The organism is Advenella kashmirensis W13003, from assembly GCF_000506985.1.
Classification (GTDB): Bacteria; Pseudomonadota; Gammaproteobacteria; order Burkholderiales; family Burkholderiaceae_B; genus Advenella; species Advenella kashmirensis_A.
This window is the reverse complement of sequence record NZ_KI650980.1, coordinates 936,745-952,026: the sequence shown is the minus strand read 5'-3', so window position 1 is coordinate 952,026 and position 15,282 is coordinate 936,745. Positions and strand designations below refer to the sequence as shown.

The 15,282-nt window shown below is 54.2% G+C and carries 15 protein-coding genes and 1 tRNA gene; 8 read left to right on the top strand and 8 right to left on the bottom strand.

The window, feature by feature from the left end:
- Positions 1 to 23: 23 nt before the first annotated feature.
- Positions 24 to 1,220 (bottom strand): succinyldiaminopimelate transaminase, encoded by a 1,197-nt coding sequence (gene dapC, locus W822_RS39115; protein WP_024006173.1) that lies wholly within the window; start codon positions 1,218 to 1,220, stop codon positions 24 to 26.
- A gap of 172 nt (positions 1,221 to 1,392) precedes the next feature.
- Between dapC and W822_RS39110 the strand changes: the two genes are divergently transcribed.
- The gene (locus W822_RS39110; RefSeq protein ID WP_024006172.1) at positions 1,393 to 1,629 is read left to right on the top strand and encodes a hypothetical protein; all 237 of its coding nucleotides are present in this window, start codon (positions 1,393 to 1,395) and stop codon (positions 1,627 to 1,629) included.
- Positions 1,630 to 1,672: 43 nt separating this feature from the next.
- Here W822_RS39110 and W822_RS46625 read toward each other — a convergent pair whose 3' ends face one another.
- Together W822_RS46625 and W822_RS39100 are read right to left on the bottom strand one after the other, a co-directional pair.
- Positions 1,673 to 2,125, bottom strand: coding sequence for a hypothetical protein (locus W822_RS46625; protein ID WP_024006171.1), 453 nt, complete (start codon positions 2,123 to 2,125; stop codon positions 1,673 to 1,675).
- A gap of 181 nt (positions 2,126 to 2,306) precedes the next feature.
- Positions 2,307 to 2,391 (bottom strand) — tRNA-Leu (locus tag W822_RS39100).
- Positions 2,392 to 2,620: 229 nt separating this feature from the next.
- Between W822_RS39100 and W822_RS39095 the strand changes: the two genes are divergently transcribed.
- Entirely contained in the window at positions 2,621 to 3,586 is a 966-nt protein-coding gene (locus W822_RS39095) for a Bug family tripartite tricarboxylate transporter substrate binding protein (protein ID WP_253272308.1), read from the top strand.
- A 45-nt stretch (positions 3,587 to 3,631) separates the two neighbouring features.
- Here W822_RS39095 and W822_RS39090 read toward each other — a convergent pair whose 3' ends face one another.
- The gene (locus W822_RS39090; RefSeq protein ID WP_024006169.1) at positions 3,632 to 4,792 is read right to left on the bottom strand and encodes a mandelate racemase/muconate lactonizing enzyme family protein; all 1,161 of its coding nucleotides are present in this window, start codon (positions 4,790 to 4,792) and stop codon (positions 3,632 to 3,634) included.
- A gap of 241 nt (positions 4,793 to 5,033) precedes the next feature.
- Here W822_RS39090 and W822_RS39085 point away from each other — a divergent pair, with 241 nt between their 5' ends.
- The 3 genes from W822_RS39085 to W822_RS39075 all read left to right on the top strand — a co-directional run bounded on the left by W822_RS39085 (position 5,034) and on the right by W822_RS39075 (position 8,635).
- Entirely contained in the window at positions 5,034 to 5,351 is a 318-nt protein-coding gene (locus W822_RS39085) for a hypothetical protein (protein ID WP_024006167.1), read from the top strand.
- 504 nt (positions 5,352 to 5,855) lie between these two features.
- A complete protein-coding gene (locus W822_RS39080) occupies positions 5,856 to 7,031 on the top strand; it encodes a porin (RefSeq protein ID WP_024006166.1) in 1,176 nt (391 codons plus the stop codon).
- A 356-nt stretch (positions 7,032 to 7,387) separates the two neighbouring features.
- Positions 7,388 to 8,635, top strand: coding sequence for a porin (locus W822_RS39075; RefSeq protein ID WP_024006165.1), 1,248 nt, complete (start codon positions 7,388 to 7,390; stop codon positions 8,633 to 8,635).
- Between the two features lie 277 nt (positions 8,636 to 8,912).
- Here the strand turns inward: W822_RS39075 and W822_RS46385 are convergent, their stop codons facing one another.
- Positions 8,913 to 9,101, bottom strand: coding sequence for a hypothetical protein (locus W822_RS46385; RefSeq protein WP_155848164.1), 189 nt, complete (start codon positions 9,099 to 9,101; stop codon positions 8,913 to 8,915).
- Positions 9,102 to 9,137: 36 nt separating this feature from the next.
- Here W822_RS46385 and W822_RS39070 point away from each other — a divergent pair, with 36 nt between their 5' ends.
- The gene (locus W822_RS39070; protein WP_024006163.1) at positions 9,138 to 10,358 is read left to right on the top strand and encodes a porin; all 1,221 of its coding nucleotides are present in this window, start codon (positions 9,138 to 9,140) and stop codon (positions 10,356 to 10,358) included.
- 134 nt (positions 10,359 to 10,492) lie between these two features.
- On the opposite strand, the gene W822_RS39065 is transcribed toward W822_RS39070, so the two are convergent.
- Positions 10,493 to 12,184, bottom strand: coding sequence for an argininosuccinate lyase (locus W822_RS39065; RefSeq protein ID WP_024006162.1), 1,692 nt, complete (start codon positions 12,182 to 12,184; stop codon positions 10,493 to 10,495).
- Positions 12,185 to 12,344: 160 nt separating this feature from the next.
- The gene (cysK, locus tag W822_RS39060) at positions 12,345 to 13,262 is read right to left on the bottom strand and encodes a cysteine synthase A (RefSeq protein ID WP_024006161.1); all 918 of its coding nucleotides are present in this window, start codon (positions 13,260 to 13,262) and stop codon (positions 12,345 to 12,347) included.
- A 101-nt stretch (positions 13,263 to 13,363) separates the two neighbouring features.
- On the opposite strand from cysK, the gene W822_RS46530 reads away from it, so the two are divergent.
- Both W822_RS46530 and W822_RS39055 read left to right on the top strand, forming a co-directional pair.
- Entirely contained in the window at positions 13,364 to 13,666 is a 303-nt protein-coding gene (locus tag W822_RS46530; RefSeq protein WP_172642802.1) for a hypothetical protein, read from the top strand.
- Positions 13,606 to 14,307, top strand: a complete 702-nt coding sequence (locus tag W822_RS39055; protein ID WP_024006160.1) for an MgtC/SapB family protein — start codon at positions 13,606 to 13,608, stop codon at positions 14,305 to 14,307. Before W822_RS46530 ends, W822_RS39055 begins: the two co-directional genes overlap by 61 nt.
- A gap of 25 nt (positions 14,308 to 14,332) precedes the next feature.
- Here the strand turns inward: W822_RS39055 and W822_RS39050 are convergent, their stop codons facing one another.
- On the bottom strand, positions 14,333 to 15,247 hold the full coding sequence (locus tag W822_RS39050) for a DMT family transporter (RefSeq protein WP_024006159.1): 915 nt from the start codon (positions 15,245 to 15,247) through the stop codon (positions 14,333 to 14,335).
- Positions 15,248 to 15,282 lie beyond the last annotated feature (35 nt).

Here is a 15,282-nt window from a genome sequence, read left to right as displayed (position 1 = left end):
GCGCCCTTGCATATTGGTCAAGATCAATAGCGCTCACGTACAAACCGCGCAATGCGTTCGGCCCCTTCCACGCATTGCGCCAACGGCGCCACCAGGGCCAGCCGGATGCGATCGGCGCCCGGGTTGACACCATGTGCTTCACGCCCCAGGTAGCTGCCAGGCAGCGTCGTGACGTGTTGCGAGCCGAACAGATCCCGCACGAAGTCCGGGTCTGCCACAGGCGTGCCCGCCCACAAATAGAACGAGGCATCGGGCATTTTTACGTCCAGCACGTCAGCGAGGATCGGATAGACCGCGTCGAATTTGGCCTTGTAGAGTGCCCGGTTTTGCTTGACGTGCGCCTCATCGTTCCAGGCGGCGATGCTGGCCGCGCTGAAGACCGGGCTCATGGCGCTGCCATGATAAGTGCGATAAAGCAGGAAGGATTCAAGCAAAGCGGCGTCGCCCGCAACGAAGCCCGAGCGCATGCCCGGTACGTTCGAGCGTTTTGACAGGCTGGAAAAGGCAATGCAGTTCCTGAAGTCGTGCCGGCCAAGGCGGTGCGCCGCCTGCAGAATGCCGACCGGTGGTCGTTGTTCGTCGAAATAGATTTCGGAATAGCATTCATCGGACGCAATTACAAACCCATAGCGATCCGACAGCTCGAACAGCAGTTGCCATTCAGACTCCGGCATGACATTGCCGGCGGGGTTGCCGGGGGAGCAGACGAATAGCAATTGTGTTTTTTCCCACACCTCGGCAGGAATGGCCGACCAGTCGGGGCTGAAGTTGCGTTCGGGCACTGCATTCACGTAATAAGGCTTCGCCCCGCCCAGCAGCGTAGCCCCTTCGTAAATCTGGTAGAACGGGTTGGGACAGATGACCAGACTGTCACTGGCGTCGTCCAGCACGGTTTGCGCAAAGGCAAAGAGTGCCTCGCGCGAACCCAGGCACGGTAAAACCTGTGTGTCTGCGTTTGGAGTCGGGATGTTATAGCGGCGACCAATCCAGTTCGCGATGGCGTTGCGCAGCGCTGCATCGCCTTTGGTAGGCGGATAGGTCGACAGGCCCGACAGATTGTCGGCGATGGCCTGCTTCACGCATTCGGGCGCGTCATGTTTGGGTTCGCCAATGGACAGGTTGATGTGAGCGTATTCGGCTGGCAGCGTAGGCGCAGCGGCGAGCAGCGCCCGCAATTTTTCGAACGGATAGGGTTGCAGCAGACGTAATTTGGGATTCATGACAGACCTTGCGTAGATGTGCAAGTTTACCATTTATAGGGGAGTCAACGGCACAACAGCGCCGGATTGTGCTTGCTGTCCGGGTTCACGAACCCGGCAGGTTTTCGCCCGGCGACGTGGAGTTGACCAGTTGGTATAGAATAGGGGTCAACCATCTGACACAGGAGCAGGAATGACGCGCACGATTTTCTATAAAGTAACACTCTCACTGGCGCTGGCAACCCTGCTGGCCGGATGCGGCGGAGGCGGGCGATCTTCTGGGCTGGGAGGCGAGTGCGCTTGGTATCGCAGCAGTTGCCAGTATGAAGGCTCGTATGAGGAAGGAGAGCGGGATTATGCCGAACGTGAGGCAGCGCGGTTGAATCGCCGCCAGTCTTCCAGACTGGGTGGGGGCGGGTGGTTCTGGTAGCGGCTGGATTTGGGTCCCAGGTCTTGTTGCAGGCACGACGATGCTAGCGACGCTTTTCCTGCGGCTCGGTTTGATGCTGGTCGCGCAGATGTAGTCTGTTGATTGTGTCGGATAGTTTTGCGATTTCCTCGGCCAGGTTTCTTGTTTGCGCAGAGACTTCCGTTCTTACCCGATCTGCGGACACCAATCCCTTTTCAAAAGACCCAATGACGTTTGACACGATGGCGCTGTTGAACGCCGCGACCCCCAAAATAATGGTCGCGACCATCGCCAGAGAGAACAGGACTGCCTGGAATTTCAGATTTGACATATCCTTTCTGAGCCCCTGAACCTCTGCATGTATTAGCTTCTTGAATTCATTTGTGTCCTTTTTAAACTCATTCAGCGCCTGAATATTGGCTTGTACCATTGTTTCGATGTGAGCAACCCGGGCTTCTGTGCGGGCCTCGGCGGCTTGCAGTTTGGAGTCGACTTGATGGAGGATGATTCTGGTCATATGTTCAGGCTGTAGAAGAAAACGGGAACATACAAAAATTTTAGCAAACAGGCGGAGTGTCTTCTACTATCAGCGTGAGTAGGGATGTGACACCAGGGGTCTTTTTCTCACTTTGAATATACAGCAACATGTTGATTTTTATAATTACTGGTTTTTATAACCAACAGGCATTTCAATACTGTGGTGCGAGCGAAGAGACTCGAACTCTTACACCTTTCGGCGCTGGAACCTAAATCCAGTGCGTCTACCAATTCCGCCACGCTCGCATCAAAGAACGTGGATTATAGTAGGGTTTACTGCTGTACGTAAAGAAAATATGTCAAGTGCGCGTTTTTTACGCGGAAAATACCCTTAAAATCTGCCAGAAAACCACAAATTGCACTGACTAGGGCAATATATCACCATCGTTATACCTGGTGGAAATAACAATTCAATCAGAAAGTCGTTCATTTCACGGGCGCCGGTCAATACACTGGGTCCTTTTTTTGGAGAATGATGTTGAATCGTATCTCGACGCTTGCTATAACCTTTTCTCTGGTGGCCGCGGGTACTTCCGCACTGGCCGCCTATCCTGAACGTCCGATTACCTGGGTGATTCCCAGCCCGCCCGGCGATGGTTCTGATTCGATTGGCCGTCTGATGGCCGATAAGGTCGGCAACGCTCTGGGCCAGACAATCGTGATCCAGAACAAACCAGGCGCGGGCGGCGTGATCGGCTCGGAGGCCGTGGCCAATGCCCGGCCTGACGGCTATACGATGATTGTCGGCAACGCGGGCTCACATGGCATCAATGCCGCTATTTACAGCAAGCTGCGCTACGACGTAGTTAAAAGTTTTCAGCCTGTCGGATTGTTTTGTACAACGGCAAACGTGCTCGCCGTCAACAGCGATCTGCCTGTTAACAATGTCAAGGAATTTGTGGCGTATGTGAAAAACAGCAAAACGTCGCTGAATTATTCTTCGGGCGGTATTGGCAGCTCCGCCCATTTGTCCGCGGAGCTGTTCAAAAGCCTGGCCGATGTTCCGCTGGTGCATATTCCCTATCGTGGCGCCACGCCGGCTGTTCAGGCCGTGCTATCCAACGAAGTGGTCACGATGATCGGCAATCTGCCGCCGTGGTTAAGTCAGATCCGCTCCGGCAAAGCCAAGGCGCTGGCAGTCACGACAAAGGAACGTGTGCCGGAATTGCCTGATGTGCCGACCCTGGCTGAAACGTATCCCGGCTTTGAAACCGTCGCGTGGTTCGGTGTCCTGGCGCCGGCAGGTACGCCGCCGGACATTGTTGCCCGGGTCAATAGCGAAATCAATAAGGCGCTGGCATCTCCCGAGATCCAGGAACGTCTGAAGGCCGTCAGTTGTGCGCCTGCCGCTGGCAGTCCCGAAGCGTTCGCCGAACGCGTGCGAGGCGATGTAAGCCGGTGGAAAAAACTGGCGCAGGAAAAAAATATCAAGGCCGATTGATCGACAGGGCGAGGACGCGCGCCAGACGATTAACGGTATGAATGATCAATTTGCCAGCAGGGTTTCAATGCCAAATGGCACCGGCTTGAACGGATGGGCAGCCAGCGTTTTTTTGTCCAGATCGACGCCCAGGCCGGTGGTGTTGGGAACCTGATATTTTCCGTTACGCAGCACCGGGTGTTGATGTCCGATCAGGGCATCGTATAGCGGGCTTTCGTCAAACTGCAATTCCAGCATGTGCGCGCCGCGCGCCACGCAGGCAACATGCAGCGAGGCAACAGTGCAGATCGGGCCGGTGGGGTTGTGAGGGGCAAACATCACGCCGTGCGAAGCGGCCATTTCAGCGATGCCCAGCATCTGGGCCGGGCCGCCGCAATATTTGATATCCGGCATGACCACATCCAGCAGCTTTTCCCGGATTTGCATTTCAAAGGCGGCGACACCCACCTGCGTTTCGGCGGCGGCAACCAGTACATTCTGCTGGTTGGCCTGGTCCTTGATTCGACGCAGACTATCCCAGTTGTCATAGGTTTCGGCCATGGGGCATTCAAACCAGTGCAGCCCGATGCTTTCCAGCCGCCGTAACGTACTCAGCGCGCTTTTTTCGTCGAAGCGCCAGTGGCAATCAACCATCAACTTCGCTTGCGGCCCGACCGCTTCGCGGATCGCATAAAGACAGTCAATGCCATGCTGTATGTGTTGCTCAGCATCGCCGGTTGCACATTGTGCCGGCGTGACGCCATCAAACGGTGCGGCTTTGAAGCCCTCAAAACCGGCTTGCGCAGCACGCTTGGCGGTAGCGGCAAACCCGGCGGGTGTGCGGTCGGTGGTGGCGCGATTGATGTTCGCATAGACCGGTACCGCTTTTCTTTGCAGCGGTGCCAGCGCGGTATGCAAAGGCATGTCTTCTTCCTGGGCACGAATGGTCCACAAGGCCTGTGCCAGTGCGCTGATAACTGCATTGGATACCAGTCCACCCGGCAGTGCTGGTGAGGGGCGCAGTTGGGCAATGGCCGATTCTGCCGACAGACCGATCAGCGGCTGGGCGTGCAACGGGGTTGCTGTCTGCAGGGCTGCCTCCCATCCGTTCAGAGAGGCTTCGCCCCAGGCATGCCTGCCGTCGCTCATTTGAACCGAGATAAAAAACCAGTTTGTTTTGGCAGAAACATTGAAGGGGATCGGTGTAATGGATTGAATCGTGCTCATAATGAATCGGGCGGTCAACAGGTTGGATAGGAAGAACGGGATGGGATGTTATTACGTCTGTAATGAAGCGGGGAACTACTGCGCGCTATGATTGCAGATGCGATAGCCGGTATGATGCATGCCTTGTATCATAATGCAGTTCTGCAGGAAGCCAGCGATAAAATAAGTATGACAGTGCGAAACATCCGGGTTGGCAATTTCCGGTATGCTTAAGTTCTCAACTTGCAAAGGGAGTCTTCAAATGAAAAAAATGACGTTTGTCTTTGCTTCATTGTGTGCCGCAGCATCATTGCAGGCATACGCTGCCGAACCGGTCAAACCGGCTTTTCAGCATGCCTCCATGGTCTGCAAACAGGTCCAGGCCAAGGCAGAGGAAACACTGGCGGCGCGCAAATCCGGCCATAACGACAGGGAAGGGGATAAAGCCAAACTGGGCAAGCAAGCCGGCGAACCCATGTTTGTTTATGCGATCGATGTCGCCTACGAAAGTGATGTGAATAAGACAGGAATCGGCCAGGAAGCATACGACTACTGCATGCTGCATAAGGCCAGTAGCTAACGCTCCATAAGAATTTAACGCCGGGCAAGCAGTCACGCAGGTAGGGACTTTTTGAAGCAGCAACGGTGACTTGCAAGCCAGCGACCCAGTGTGTTACGGACATGCATCATTCGGGAGCAGGAAAAGCACCACTCCGGCTCATATCGCCTTTAACCGGAAATAACAAAGAACAGGCCTGCGTGCCTGTTTTTTGATTGGTTGCGGCCCGGGCGGCTCGAACGCATCCATGCAGGGTACTCGGTATGGGGCACATATATCACAATCGCTATAGCGTGCCGGGCCTGATTCAGCTTGCAGACAGCCGATGCGTCATCAGGGGATTAGACGGACCGACATTTATTCTGCGGCATACTCTTTCCGGCACGGTACTTGCTTTCATTACGAATGATATATCCGGCATCCATCGATCGATGAGTCCCGCGTATATCGGGTGCAGCTGTTCCAACTACAAATCAATTTTGCCGGCATGGCCGCAACAGCCTATCGGTCTTTGGAGAAATCAATATGAATAAAAGTCTGTTCCCGTTGGCGCTGCTGACTGCATTTGCAGGTCTGGCGCATGCAGAAACATCGGTACAGCTGTATGGACTGGTCGATGCGGGTGTGGGATATTCGCAAACAAAAGTCAGCTACGGCGATAGCTGGGTCAAAACACGCGATATCGGACTGGTCGACGGTCTGGGCGGAACCAACAACTGGGGCCTGAAAGGGACTGAAGATCTAGGCAACGGCACCAGCGCAGTTTTCCAGCTGGAAAGCGGGTTCAGCCTGGGGACGGGTCATTCCCTGTCCGAAGGCACGCTGTTTGATCGGCGTGCACTGGTGGGATTAAGCGGCGCTGATTGGGGAACATTGACGCTGGGGCGCCAGTTCAATATCGCGGATGATTTGCTGTCGCCGCTGGATCCTTTCGGCACCAATTTCGGTCAGGCAGGCGTGACCGGCGGCGCTTTTGGTGATTCTGTATCAGCCAATATGTCCGATGCTGTTAAATACATGAGTCCTTCATGGAGCGGCTTTCAATTCGGCCTGGGCTTTGCGGGTCGCAATGAGAAGACCGAGTACAGCAACGCCACGGGCCGGTCAGTTGACAGAAATACCTCTAACTGGATCACGACGGGCCTGGCCTACACAAATGGGCCGCTTGTGATTGCGGCAACTTATGACCGTTTCCGCACCGACATCACTCTTGGAGACAATAGTGAAAAATCGACCACGCATATGTGGAACGTGGGTGCGACATATGACTTCAGCGTTGTCAAAGCCCATCTGATGTATGGCCAGACACGCGGTGCACTGCCTGCCACCGGCCTATCTCCCGGCCTGGTGCGTTCTATCGACAATGCATTGGCCGATGACGGCTTTGCCTCTGTTCTGAGTGGCACTAGCGGTTATCGTCAGCAGGCCTGGCTGGGTGGCCTGACCATTCCTGTGGGCGAGGCAGGGCACCTGATGATGTCGTATCAGGGCAACCGGGTGAAAAACGCCGATACCGTGTTCGACAATGCCAAAGGAACACTGCATATTGGAAGCCTGGGTTACAGCCAGGATTTGTCGAAACGCACCACGCTGTATGCGGTAGCCTCTTATGGCAGTGGAAGTATCCGCTTTGACGGACTGGAAGATAAAGTGAAACTCAAGTCCACGCTGATTGCTGCAGGAATGCAACACCGCTTCTAAACACCCGCTCAAAATGTTGTAAAAAAGCCTGATTGGTGCAAAAAAGCGACACCTTTCAGGCATTTCTTTTGCCCGGTTTTTTTGCAGTTTCATTGTCCACTCCTTTGAGCGTTTTCCCCGGAAAATCAGGGTGGAGCGGCATTCTGCGGTCACCCGGCCGGCCTTTTCCATATACACCTTTTCATTCCTCTTGTCCTTAACCTGGGTCAAGGCGGCACTTTACCCCTCAAAAATACAATACTCCTCAAGCTGCTTCCGTAAACCTTTGATTTGAAAAGATAAGCGGATGCTCATGCAGGTGGTGAAGTAATCCGGTACGCCGGAATGAAATTTGTAATATGAATGGAGTATTCAATATGAAAAAGGCACTGCAATCTATCGTGCTGCTCGGTGCTGCTACCGGGGCGGCTCATGCTGCAACTTCCGTTACGCTGTACGGTCTGGTTGATGCAGGTATCGGTTACACCCAAACCAAAGTGACACAGGATGCAACCGCTGATCAAGCCGGAAGCTGGACTAAGACACGCAATGTCGGCATGGTCAACGGCATTCTGAATGGTAACCGCTGGGGTCTGAAAGGCTCTGAAGATCTGGGCAATGGCACAAGTGCGATTTTCCAGGTAGAAAGTGGTTTTAATCTGGGTAACGGTAAATCAGCCCAAGGTGGCCGTCTGTTTGGTCGCAAAGCGATCATCGGTCTGACTGGCGACAGCTGGGGTACGCTGACTCTGGGTCGCCAATACAACGTCGCTGACGACGTGGTTTCCGGAATTGATCCATTTGGTACAAGCGTTCTTTTCGCAGGTGCTACCGATGGCGCATTCGGCGATTCTCTTTCTTCTCGCATGGACAATTCCTTCAAATACATGTCCCCTGAATTTGGTGGTTTCAAATTCGGTCTGGCCTATTCTGGCGTTAACAGTAAAGTGACTTCTGATGATGGCGACACCGAGTCCGAGAAACGTGATACTTCCAACTGGATTTCTACCGGTCTGGGCTATGCGAATGGTCCGATTGAAGTTGGTGTGTCATATGACCGCTATCGCACGGATGTTCGCAATGTAACGAGCACCAACGGTAATGACACAGAAACTCAAAGTGCTGGCACTACGCATATGTGGAACCTGTTCGGTGCCTACGACTTTGAAGTCGTTAAACTGCATCTGGGTTATGGCCAGACTCGTGGTGCCGTGGCAGGTGAAGTCGGTGGTGTGGGTCTGAATGGTAGCCTGGCAAATGTCTATACTCACAAAGAGAGGGGCGCATTTGGGACTGTTGCCAGAGAGTATAACTACACCCAAACCGACGGTTTCCGCCAACAAGCATGGCTGGTTGGTCTGAGCGCTCCTGTGGGTGACAGTGGAACATTATTGTTCTCTTACCAGGGTAATAAGTCCAAAAATACAAGCTTCGCGTTCAAGGATATCAAAGGCAAGCTGAGCATCTTCAGTGTTGGCTACGTACAAGGTCTGTCTAAACGTACTCGTGTATACGCTGCTGCTTCATACGGTGTGGGTAAAATGAAGTTTGGTGAACAATACCATATGGGTAACTACAAACTGAAAGCCACTCTGATTGGTGTTGGTCTGCAACACCGCTTCTAATGCGATGCATCGCTTTGGCGATGCATACACGCAAGCAAAAGCGATCTGACCTTTTTAAAAGCCTGATTGATGTTGATACGACATTTTTCAGGCTTTTTTCTATTCGAATTTCCGGTTTTATTTGTGTCTGGAAAAAGCTATTTTTATTTATAAAACAAGGCTTAAGGCGCATTTTTTGCGCTCCGGAGTTCCTTCTTCATTCTCCATATACACAGTCCTCACATTTGTCCTTTACATAGATCAAGGCGTCATTGCGATTCTGAAAATATGATACGCCTCACGCCGCTTCGGCGCCCGTTTTGACTGCATTGGCAAGCGAGCGCCGGAGCAGCGACGTGACGGCATACGCGATTGACATCACGCTATTGACGTGAATCTGGTCGCGTTGTCGGCACGGGTCGGTAAATACCGGCCATTGCCAGCGGGTATCCATCCGCTGGCTGAAAGGAGACAACGAATCCGACACGCCGGATTCAATGAGTATGATTAAAGGAGTTTGTATATGAAAAAGGCACTGCAATGCCTAGTGCTGCTTGGCACTGCCACCGGGGTGGCGCACGCGACGACCTCAGTTACGCTGTACGGATTGGTTGAAGCGGGCATCCGCTACACTGATATCAAAGTGTCACACGGAGACGAATGGAGCCGTGAACGGCAGGTTCACCTGGCCGATTTCAATCAGAGCAGTAATCGTTGGGGGTTGCGTGGATCAGAAGACCTGAGCAACGGGACCAGCGTGATCTTCTCACTGGAAAATGGATTCAGCCTGGGCACCGGCCACGCGCGGCAGGGAGGTCGTCTGTTCGGCCGCGAAGCGATCATGGGGCTGACAGGCGAGAGCTGGGGTACGGTGACCGTGGGTCGCCAGTCGAACGTCGCCGACGATTTCACCGGGAGTTTTGACCCGTTCAGCACCGGGTTTCGCCAGGCTGGAATGAATACCACTTTCGGTGATTTTGGCGCCTACATGGAACAATCCATCAAATACCAGTCACCCGAAATGAGTGGCTTCAAGTTTGGCCTGTCGTATACCGGGTCGCATAAACGTTCTGCAGAATCCTCTGAAAATGGCGCCGTAACCAAGGAGGATCGGGACATGTCTCGCTGGGTCTCAACGGGGGCTGGTTATGAACGTGGCCCGGTGTCAGTGGGTGCCTCATATGACCGTTTCCGCAGCGATGCGCGCGTCAGTGGTGTCGATCAGGCCGGGAAGGCTTTCGATAACAAAAACAGCGGCACCACAGTGATATGGAACCTCTTTGGTGCCTATGACCTGGGGGTCGTTAAGTTGTACGCGGGATATGGCCGAATTCACGGTTCGCTGGCGCACAAAGTCGTGAGTGAAGCCGATGTGGGGCCCGGCCTGAATGGCGAGCTCGCGCACTACGCAACGGACCCGGTCAGTTCGCGCAATTACTTCCAGACTGCCGGATTTCGCCAACACGCCTGGCTGTTGGGCGCGACGGCGCCTGTGGGAGATGCGGGAAAAATCATGTTCTCTTACCAGGGAAACAGGTCCAGGAATACGGATGACGAATACCAGGGTATCAAAGGACGTCTGAATGTGTTCAGCCTGGGCTATACCCATCAGTTGTCCAAACGGACCAATCTCAATGCAGTCGTGTCTTATGGGGCTGGCAAATTGGCGTTTGCCGACCCGGAAAAACGCGATGCGAAATTGCGATCCACCCAGTTAGGCGTTGGTCTGCGGCATCGCTTCTGATGCCCATGCCCGTCACATATAACGCTTTTAATTACTGCGTTTTTAAATAAACAACGAGAAAGCCCTCCTTGGAGTGGCTTTCTCGCTGGTCGGAGCGTATCGCTTGTGGCAGGTACGTCACGCGGTCACTGCAATTACCCCTTGGGTTTTTGGGCCGACTCCGCCGCGGGTTTGTTTGCCTTGTCTTCGGCTGGCCCTGCATTGGGTTCTTTGTCTGCTGAATCCTTCAGTTTGACGAAAACCTCATCCAGCTTGCGATCAGCCTGTGCCAATTTATCGCGGGTCGATTTCATCCAGGCCTTGTCCTCATCCAGCCGTTTTTTACTTTCATCCAGCATACGCTTGACTTCGGCCGGCTGCGGTCCGCCTGTACCAACACGGGTTTTGACCATGAATTCGGGCGACAGCACTTCGCGGAAATGCGTTTCGTTAATCGGAAATTTTTCTTCGGGCAGTTTGTATTTCTGTAGTGCTTTTGTGTAAAGCTCGGCTGCCTTCTCGTACGGAAAATCCTTGGGCTTGAACCCATTGGCGCGCGCTTCGGTCACAATCGACGAGGCAAAGCTATGGCCGACGCGGAACGGGATTTTATGTTCCTTTTGCAAGGCTTCAGCCAGTTCCATGGACGTGGTCCAGTCGTCTTCGAGTTCTTCCAGAGAGCGTTTCGGATTGACGGTCAGCGCCTTCATTACGACATTGACTTTATCGATCATTGAAATGGCCTGCGGGAAGATCCCGATATCGTCCCATGCGGATTTGTAATCGGTCATGCCGGTCGTCACGTTATGATTCCTGAAGACAACCGTCTGGGCCAGTCCGACGACATTGGAGGCAGCCTCGCGTGCACGCATAATCACACCCGGATTGCGTTTTTGTGGCATGGCGCTGCTGGTGTAGGTACTGCCTTCATCCAGCAACAGCCAGGGACGGGTCTGGTGGTATTGTGTATGAATGTCCTGTAGCAGAACGCCCAGTCGGATAGCCGACGAAGAGGGGATGCCCGTGGCTTCCAGCGACACGTCAGAAGGCGCGACCTGGCTCGAATCCAGGGAGTTTTCTATGATGCCGTCAAAGCCCAGCAGTTCGGCCATGCGTTCGCGATTAAGCGGCCAGCTGGAGTTGGCCAGAACCGCCGTGCCCATGGCAGACAAATTCATACGCTTGTACAGTTCGTGAATACGTTGTGAATCTCTGGCAAATGAGGCTTCATAGGCTAGCAGATAATGTGCATAGCTGATCGGCATGGCCTGGACGCCATTGGTGTAAGCGGGCACGATCGTGTCGACGTTCTTGGCGGCCACTGCAAGCAATTGGCTTCGCAGCGCATCCAGTGCATCAGAATAGTCCAGCACCTGGTTGCGCAACTTTGCCATGCGATAGGTTGCGTACATATCCTGGCGGCTGCGCCCGGTATGAATCAATGATGCATCGGGACCAATGTCGTCGGTGATAATTTTTTCAATCTGCAATACATCTTTGGGGCGCTTGCCCCCGGGTTTTTCCGACTGGTCCAGCGAGTAAGCGACACCGGTGGCGAGTTTGGCGCCCATTTCCGGCGACACAATTTTCTCTTCAGTCAACATCACGGCCGAGGCCTTGTTGATTTTGCCCAGCCAGTAAAACTGATCCTCTTTCTCATCGTTTTTACTGGTGGCCTTGCTTGATACGGGTTTGGCTACAGCGCCGGCCTTGATGGCCTGCTGTTCACATTCGGCTGTTGTTTTGCAGGGCAGCTCGCCAGTATTGGCCGCATGGGCCAGACTGGCGGCCATGCTTAGCGTAAAGACGGCCAGGACCTGCGGTTTTAAACGGAAGAATGGCTTCATTTGTTGTCTCCTTGTTTTGATACCGATTTTGCTTCAGAACCACTTATGACGGGGCGCTGCATGGTGGTGGGGTCCGGCAACAGGCCCGTTCCTCCTGGTGTCGGACGATTGAAATATGAGCCGGACAACAGGGCAGTTGTGCCTGTTCGTAGCGAATTGCTTATTCAGGCAGAAAGTCCTTGACGGACAGGTACCGCTCACCGGTATCGTAATTGATACCCAGTACTTTGGCGTTGGCAGGCAGCTCCGGAAGTTTTTTCGCTATCGCAGCCAGCGTCGCGCCGCTGCTGATGCCTACCAGCAGGCCTTCTTTTGTCGCCGCCTGGCGAGCATAGTCCAGCGACTCCGGAACTTCTACCGAAATAGTGCCGTCGAGCATGGCCACGTCCAGATTGGTGGGAATGAATCCGGCGCCGATCCCCTGAAGCGCATGAGGGCCTGGCTCGCCGCCCGCGATCACCGCCGAGGCACTTGGTTCGACGGCCAGCACCTTGATATTCGGCCACGTTTTTTTCAGGCTGCGGGCAATGCCGGTAATATGGCCGCCAGTGCCGACTGCGGTAATCAGATAATCCAGTCCTTCGGGAAAATCGTCGATGATTTCCTGGGCAGTGCGCTCGGCATGCACTTGTGGGTTGGCCGGATTGTCAAATTGCTGGGGAATCCAGGCCCCGGGGGTTTGCTCTGCAAGCTCAATGGCCCGCGCGATGGCGCCTTTCATTCCCTTTTCTTTGGGCGTAAGGTCGAACGAGGCGCCGTAGGCTGTCATCAGACGGCGACGTTCGATACTCATGCTCTCCGGCATAACCAGAATAAGCTTATAACCCTTGACTGCAGCGACCATGGCCAGACCCACGCCGGTATTGCCGGAGGTGGGTTCAATAATGGTCGCACCAGGCTTGAGTGCGCCCGATTGTTCGGCTGCTTCAATCATGGCCAGCGCAGCGCGATCCTTCAGAGAACCGCCCGGATTGGCGCGTTCTGCCTTGATCCAGACTTCTTGCGTGCCGGGGAACAAGCGGGAAAAACGAATATGTGGGGTATGGCCGATGGTATCGAGTACGGATTCTGCTTTCATAAATTGAGATGCGGAAGTTGATCGGAAAGAGCAAAATATAGCATACGTCTTGCGAACACAGACCCTGACTATTTTCACGCTGGGGTTTGTCCGGCTTTAGCGTGGGTTTTACCCTGTATTGCATTCAGGTTCTGGTCATCTGGATGATGGCATTGGCGGGGGGGGCAGGGCGTGAAATGGTGCTGCGGCAGGTCCCTGCTATACTGCAATTGAAATATAACAAAACCCGCGTTGCCAATATGATCAGCATGGTTGCCGACAAAGTCGATATTACGTCTGTGATAGACGACGAAGCCGATTGCCACACTGGTTGTTTGTACAACGAAAAACGAGGAAACCGACAATGGCGTCAGAAATGGAACTGGTGGGAAGGCTGGTCATGTCAGCGGCGTTGGGAAGCCTGATCGGCTTTGAGCGGGAGCGACTGTCCTGGGCGGCAGGTTTGCGCACGCATATGCTGGTGTGTGTGGGTTCGAGCCTCATGATGATCGTCTCCATCTATGGGTTTACCGACACCTTGGGCGACCATGTGACCCTGGACCCATCCCGGGTGGCCGCCCAGGTTGTTTCAGGGATCGGTTTTCTGGGTGCAGGCGCCATTCTGGCGCGCGGGCAGGTTATCCGCGGCCTGACCACCGCTGCCAGCGTGTGGTCTGTGGCTGGTATCGGTCTGGCGGTGGGAGGCGGACTGTATACGCCATCTATTGCCGCCACCTTGATCATTCTGCTTATTCTGGCGGGCGTCAAACCATTGGAAAAACGTTTCATTGCCTATCACCGTCGGCGTCATGTCACGATCAAGGTCAAGCGGGGGAAATTGACCCTGGGGTCGTTCAACCAAGCGCTGGGCGTGAGCGCCAACCGGGTCAAGCAATTCATCGTGCAGCCGGGCGAAGACGAAGAATATGACGAGGTATACGTGGTTTTTTCACGGATGTCATTGCAGGAATATGTTCTGATTCGAAAAAAATTCAATGACCTTCCCGGCATTGAATCCTATTCAGAAATGGATTCCGATGAGGAAATTGATCCCTATTCGTGGTGAATGAAGTACGTGGCGTACGACAGCACTAGGCAGCGACGGGCACTGGCCGGGCACGCAGCTCGTACAGGGTGATGCCGATACCGCTGGCGCAAATAATGCCGATGCCCAGCCACGTAATTGCGTCGGGAAACTGATTCCAGATCAGCCATCCCAGAACCGTGGCGCTGATGATCTGCAGATAAACGAAGGGCGACAGCAGCGAAGCAGGTGCGTGGCGGTAGGCCTGAATCTGCAGCAAGTGGCCCATGCCGCCCGTGATACCGGTAGACAGAAGCAGCAGCCATTGTTTGAGATCCAGCGTTGCCATGACTGACACGACTTCGTCCAGGGTAAACAGTGTGTAGCCCGTCAGGACAGCAGTGCCGAAAAAGCCGCTCCAGATCACGGTAGTCAGCGGGTTGTCGCCGGCCAGGCGCCTGTTGGCGATAAACTGCAAGGAAAAAATCACGGCATTGGACAGGCCGAACATGACGCCGATCGGGTCAAGGCCACCCGATGGACGGATAACAACCAGAATGCCAAGAAATCCCACAATCGCGGCAATCCACCGCGACAACATGGCTTTTTCCTTCAGAATCCAGGGCGCGACGGCCAGAAGAATAAGCGGGGCGATAAAGTTGATTGCGGTCGCTTGCGCTTGCGGCAAATAACGCAAGGTGGTGAAAAAGACCATGGTCGAGGTCAGCATGAACACACCGCGCAGCAATTGTTCTACGGGTTTTTTCGTTTTCAGGATCTGCCAGCCTTTGGCTGGTATGACAAGCGACGTGATCAATATGAGGTGTACCGAGTACCGGACCCAGCACAGCAAGAGCAACGGAACGCCCACGGACATCAGCCATTTGCCGGTGGCGTCCAGCATGGACAGAACCGACATCGCAACAAGCAGTGAAATAATTCCAGGCAGGGGGCTGGAGACGGATGCGGTCGGCTGATTCATGTGTTTCCGGAAAAACGGCGGCCGGGCTGGGGCGC

What these genes read in the sequence shown, in the direction of transcription:
- W822_RS39055 (WP_024006160.1), top strand. Translation starts at nt 13,606, where the DNA reads ATGGCGTCAGAAATGGAACTGGTGGGAAGGCTGGTCATGTCAGCGGCG.
- W822_RS46625 (WP_024006171.1), bottom strand. Translation starts at nt 2,125, where the DNA reads ATGACCAGAATCATCCTCCATCAAGTCGACTCCAAACTGCAAGCCGCC.
- W822_RS39080 (WP_024006166.1), top strand. Translation starts at nt 5,856, where the DNA reads ATGAATAAAAGTCTGTTCCCGTTGGCGCTGCTGACTGCATTTGCAGGT.
- W822_RS39070 (WP_024006163.1), top strand. Translation starts at nt 9,138, where the DNA reads ATGAAAAAGGCACTGCAATGCCTAGTGCTGCTTGGCACTGCCACCGGG.
- W822_RS39075 (WP_024006165.1), top strand. Translation starts at nt 7,388, where the DNA reads ATGAAAAAGGCACTGCAATCTATCGTGCTGCTCGGTGCTGCTACCGGG.
- W822_RS39085 (WP_024006167.1), top strand. Translation starts at nt 5,034, where the DNA reads ATGAAAAAAATGACGTTTGTCTTTGCTTCATTGTGTGCCGCAGCATCA.
- dapC (WP_024006173.1), bottom strand. Translation starts at nt 1,220, where the DNA reads ATGAATCCCAAATTACGTCTGCTGCAACCCTATCCGTTCGAAAAATTG.
- W822_RS39090 (WP_024006169.1), bottom strand. Translation starts at nt 4,792, where the DNA reads ATGAGCACGATTCAATCCATTACACCGATCCCCTTCAATGTTTCTGCC.
- W822_RS39065 (WP_024006162.1), bottom strand. Translation starts at nt 12,184, where the DNA reads ATGAAGCCATTCTTCCGTTTAAAACCGCAGGTCCTGGCCGTCTTTACG.
- W822_RS39110 (WP_024006172.1), top strand. Translation starts at nt 1,393, where the DNA reads ATGACGCGCACGATTTTCTATAAAGTAACACTCTCACTGGCGCTGGCA.
- cysK (WP_024006161.1), bottom strand. Translation starts at nt 13,262, where the DNA reads ATGAAAGCAGAATCCGTACTCGATACCATCGGCCATACCCCACATATT.
- W822_RS39095 (WP_253272308.1), top strand. Translation starts at nt 2,621, where the DNA reads ATGTTGAATCGTATCTCGACGCTTGCTATAACCTTTTCTCTGGTGGCC.
- W822_RS39050 (WP_024006159.1), bottom strand. Translation starts at nt 15,247, where the DNA reads ATGAATCAGCCGACCGCATCCGTCTCCAGCCCCCTGCCTGGAATTATT.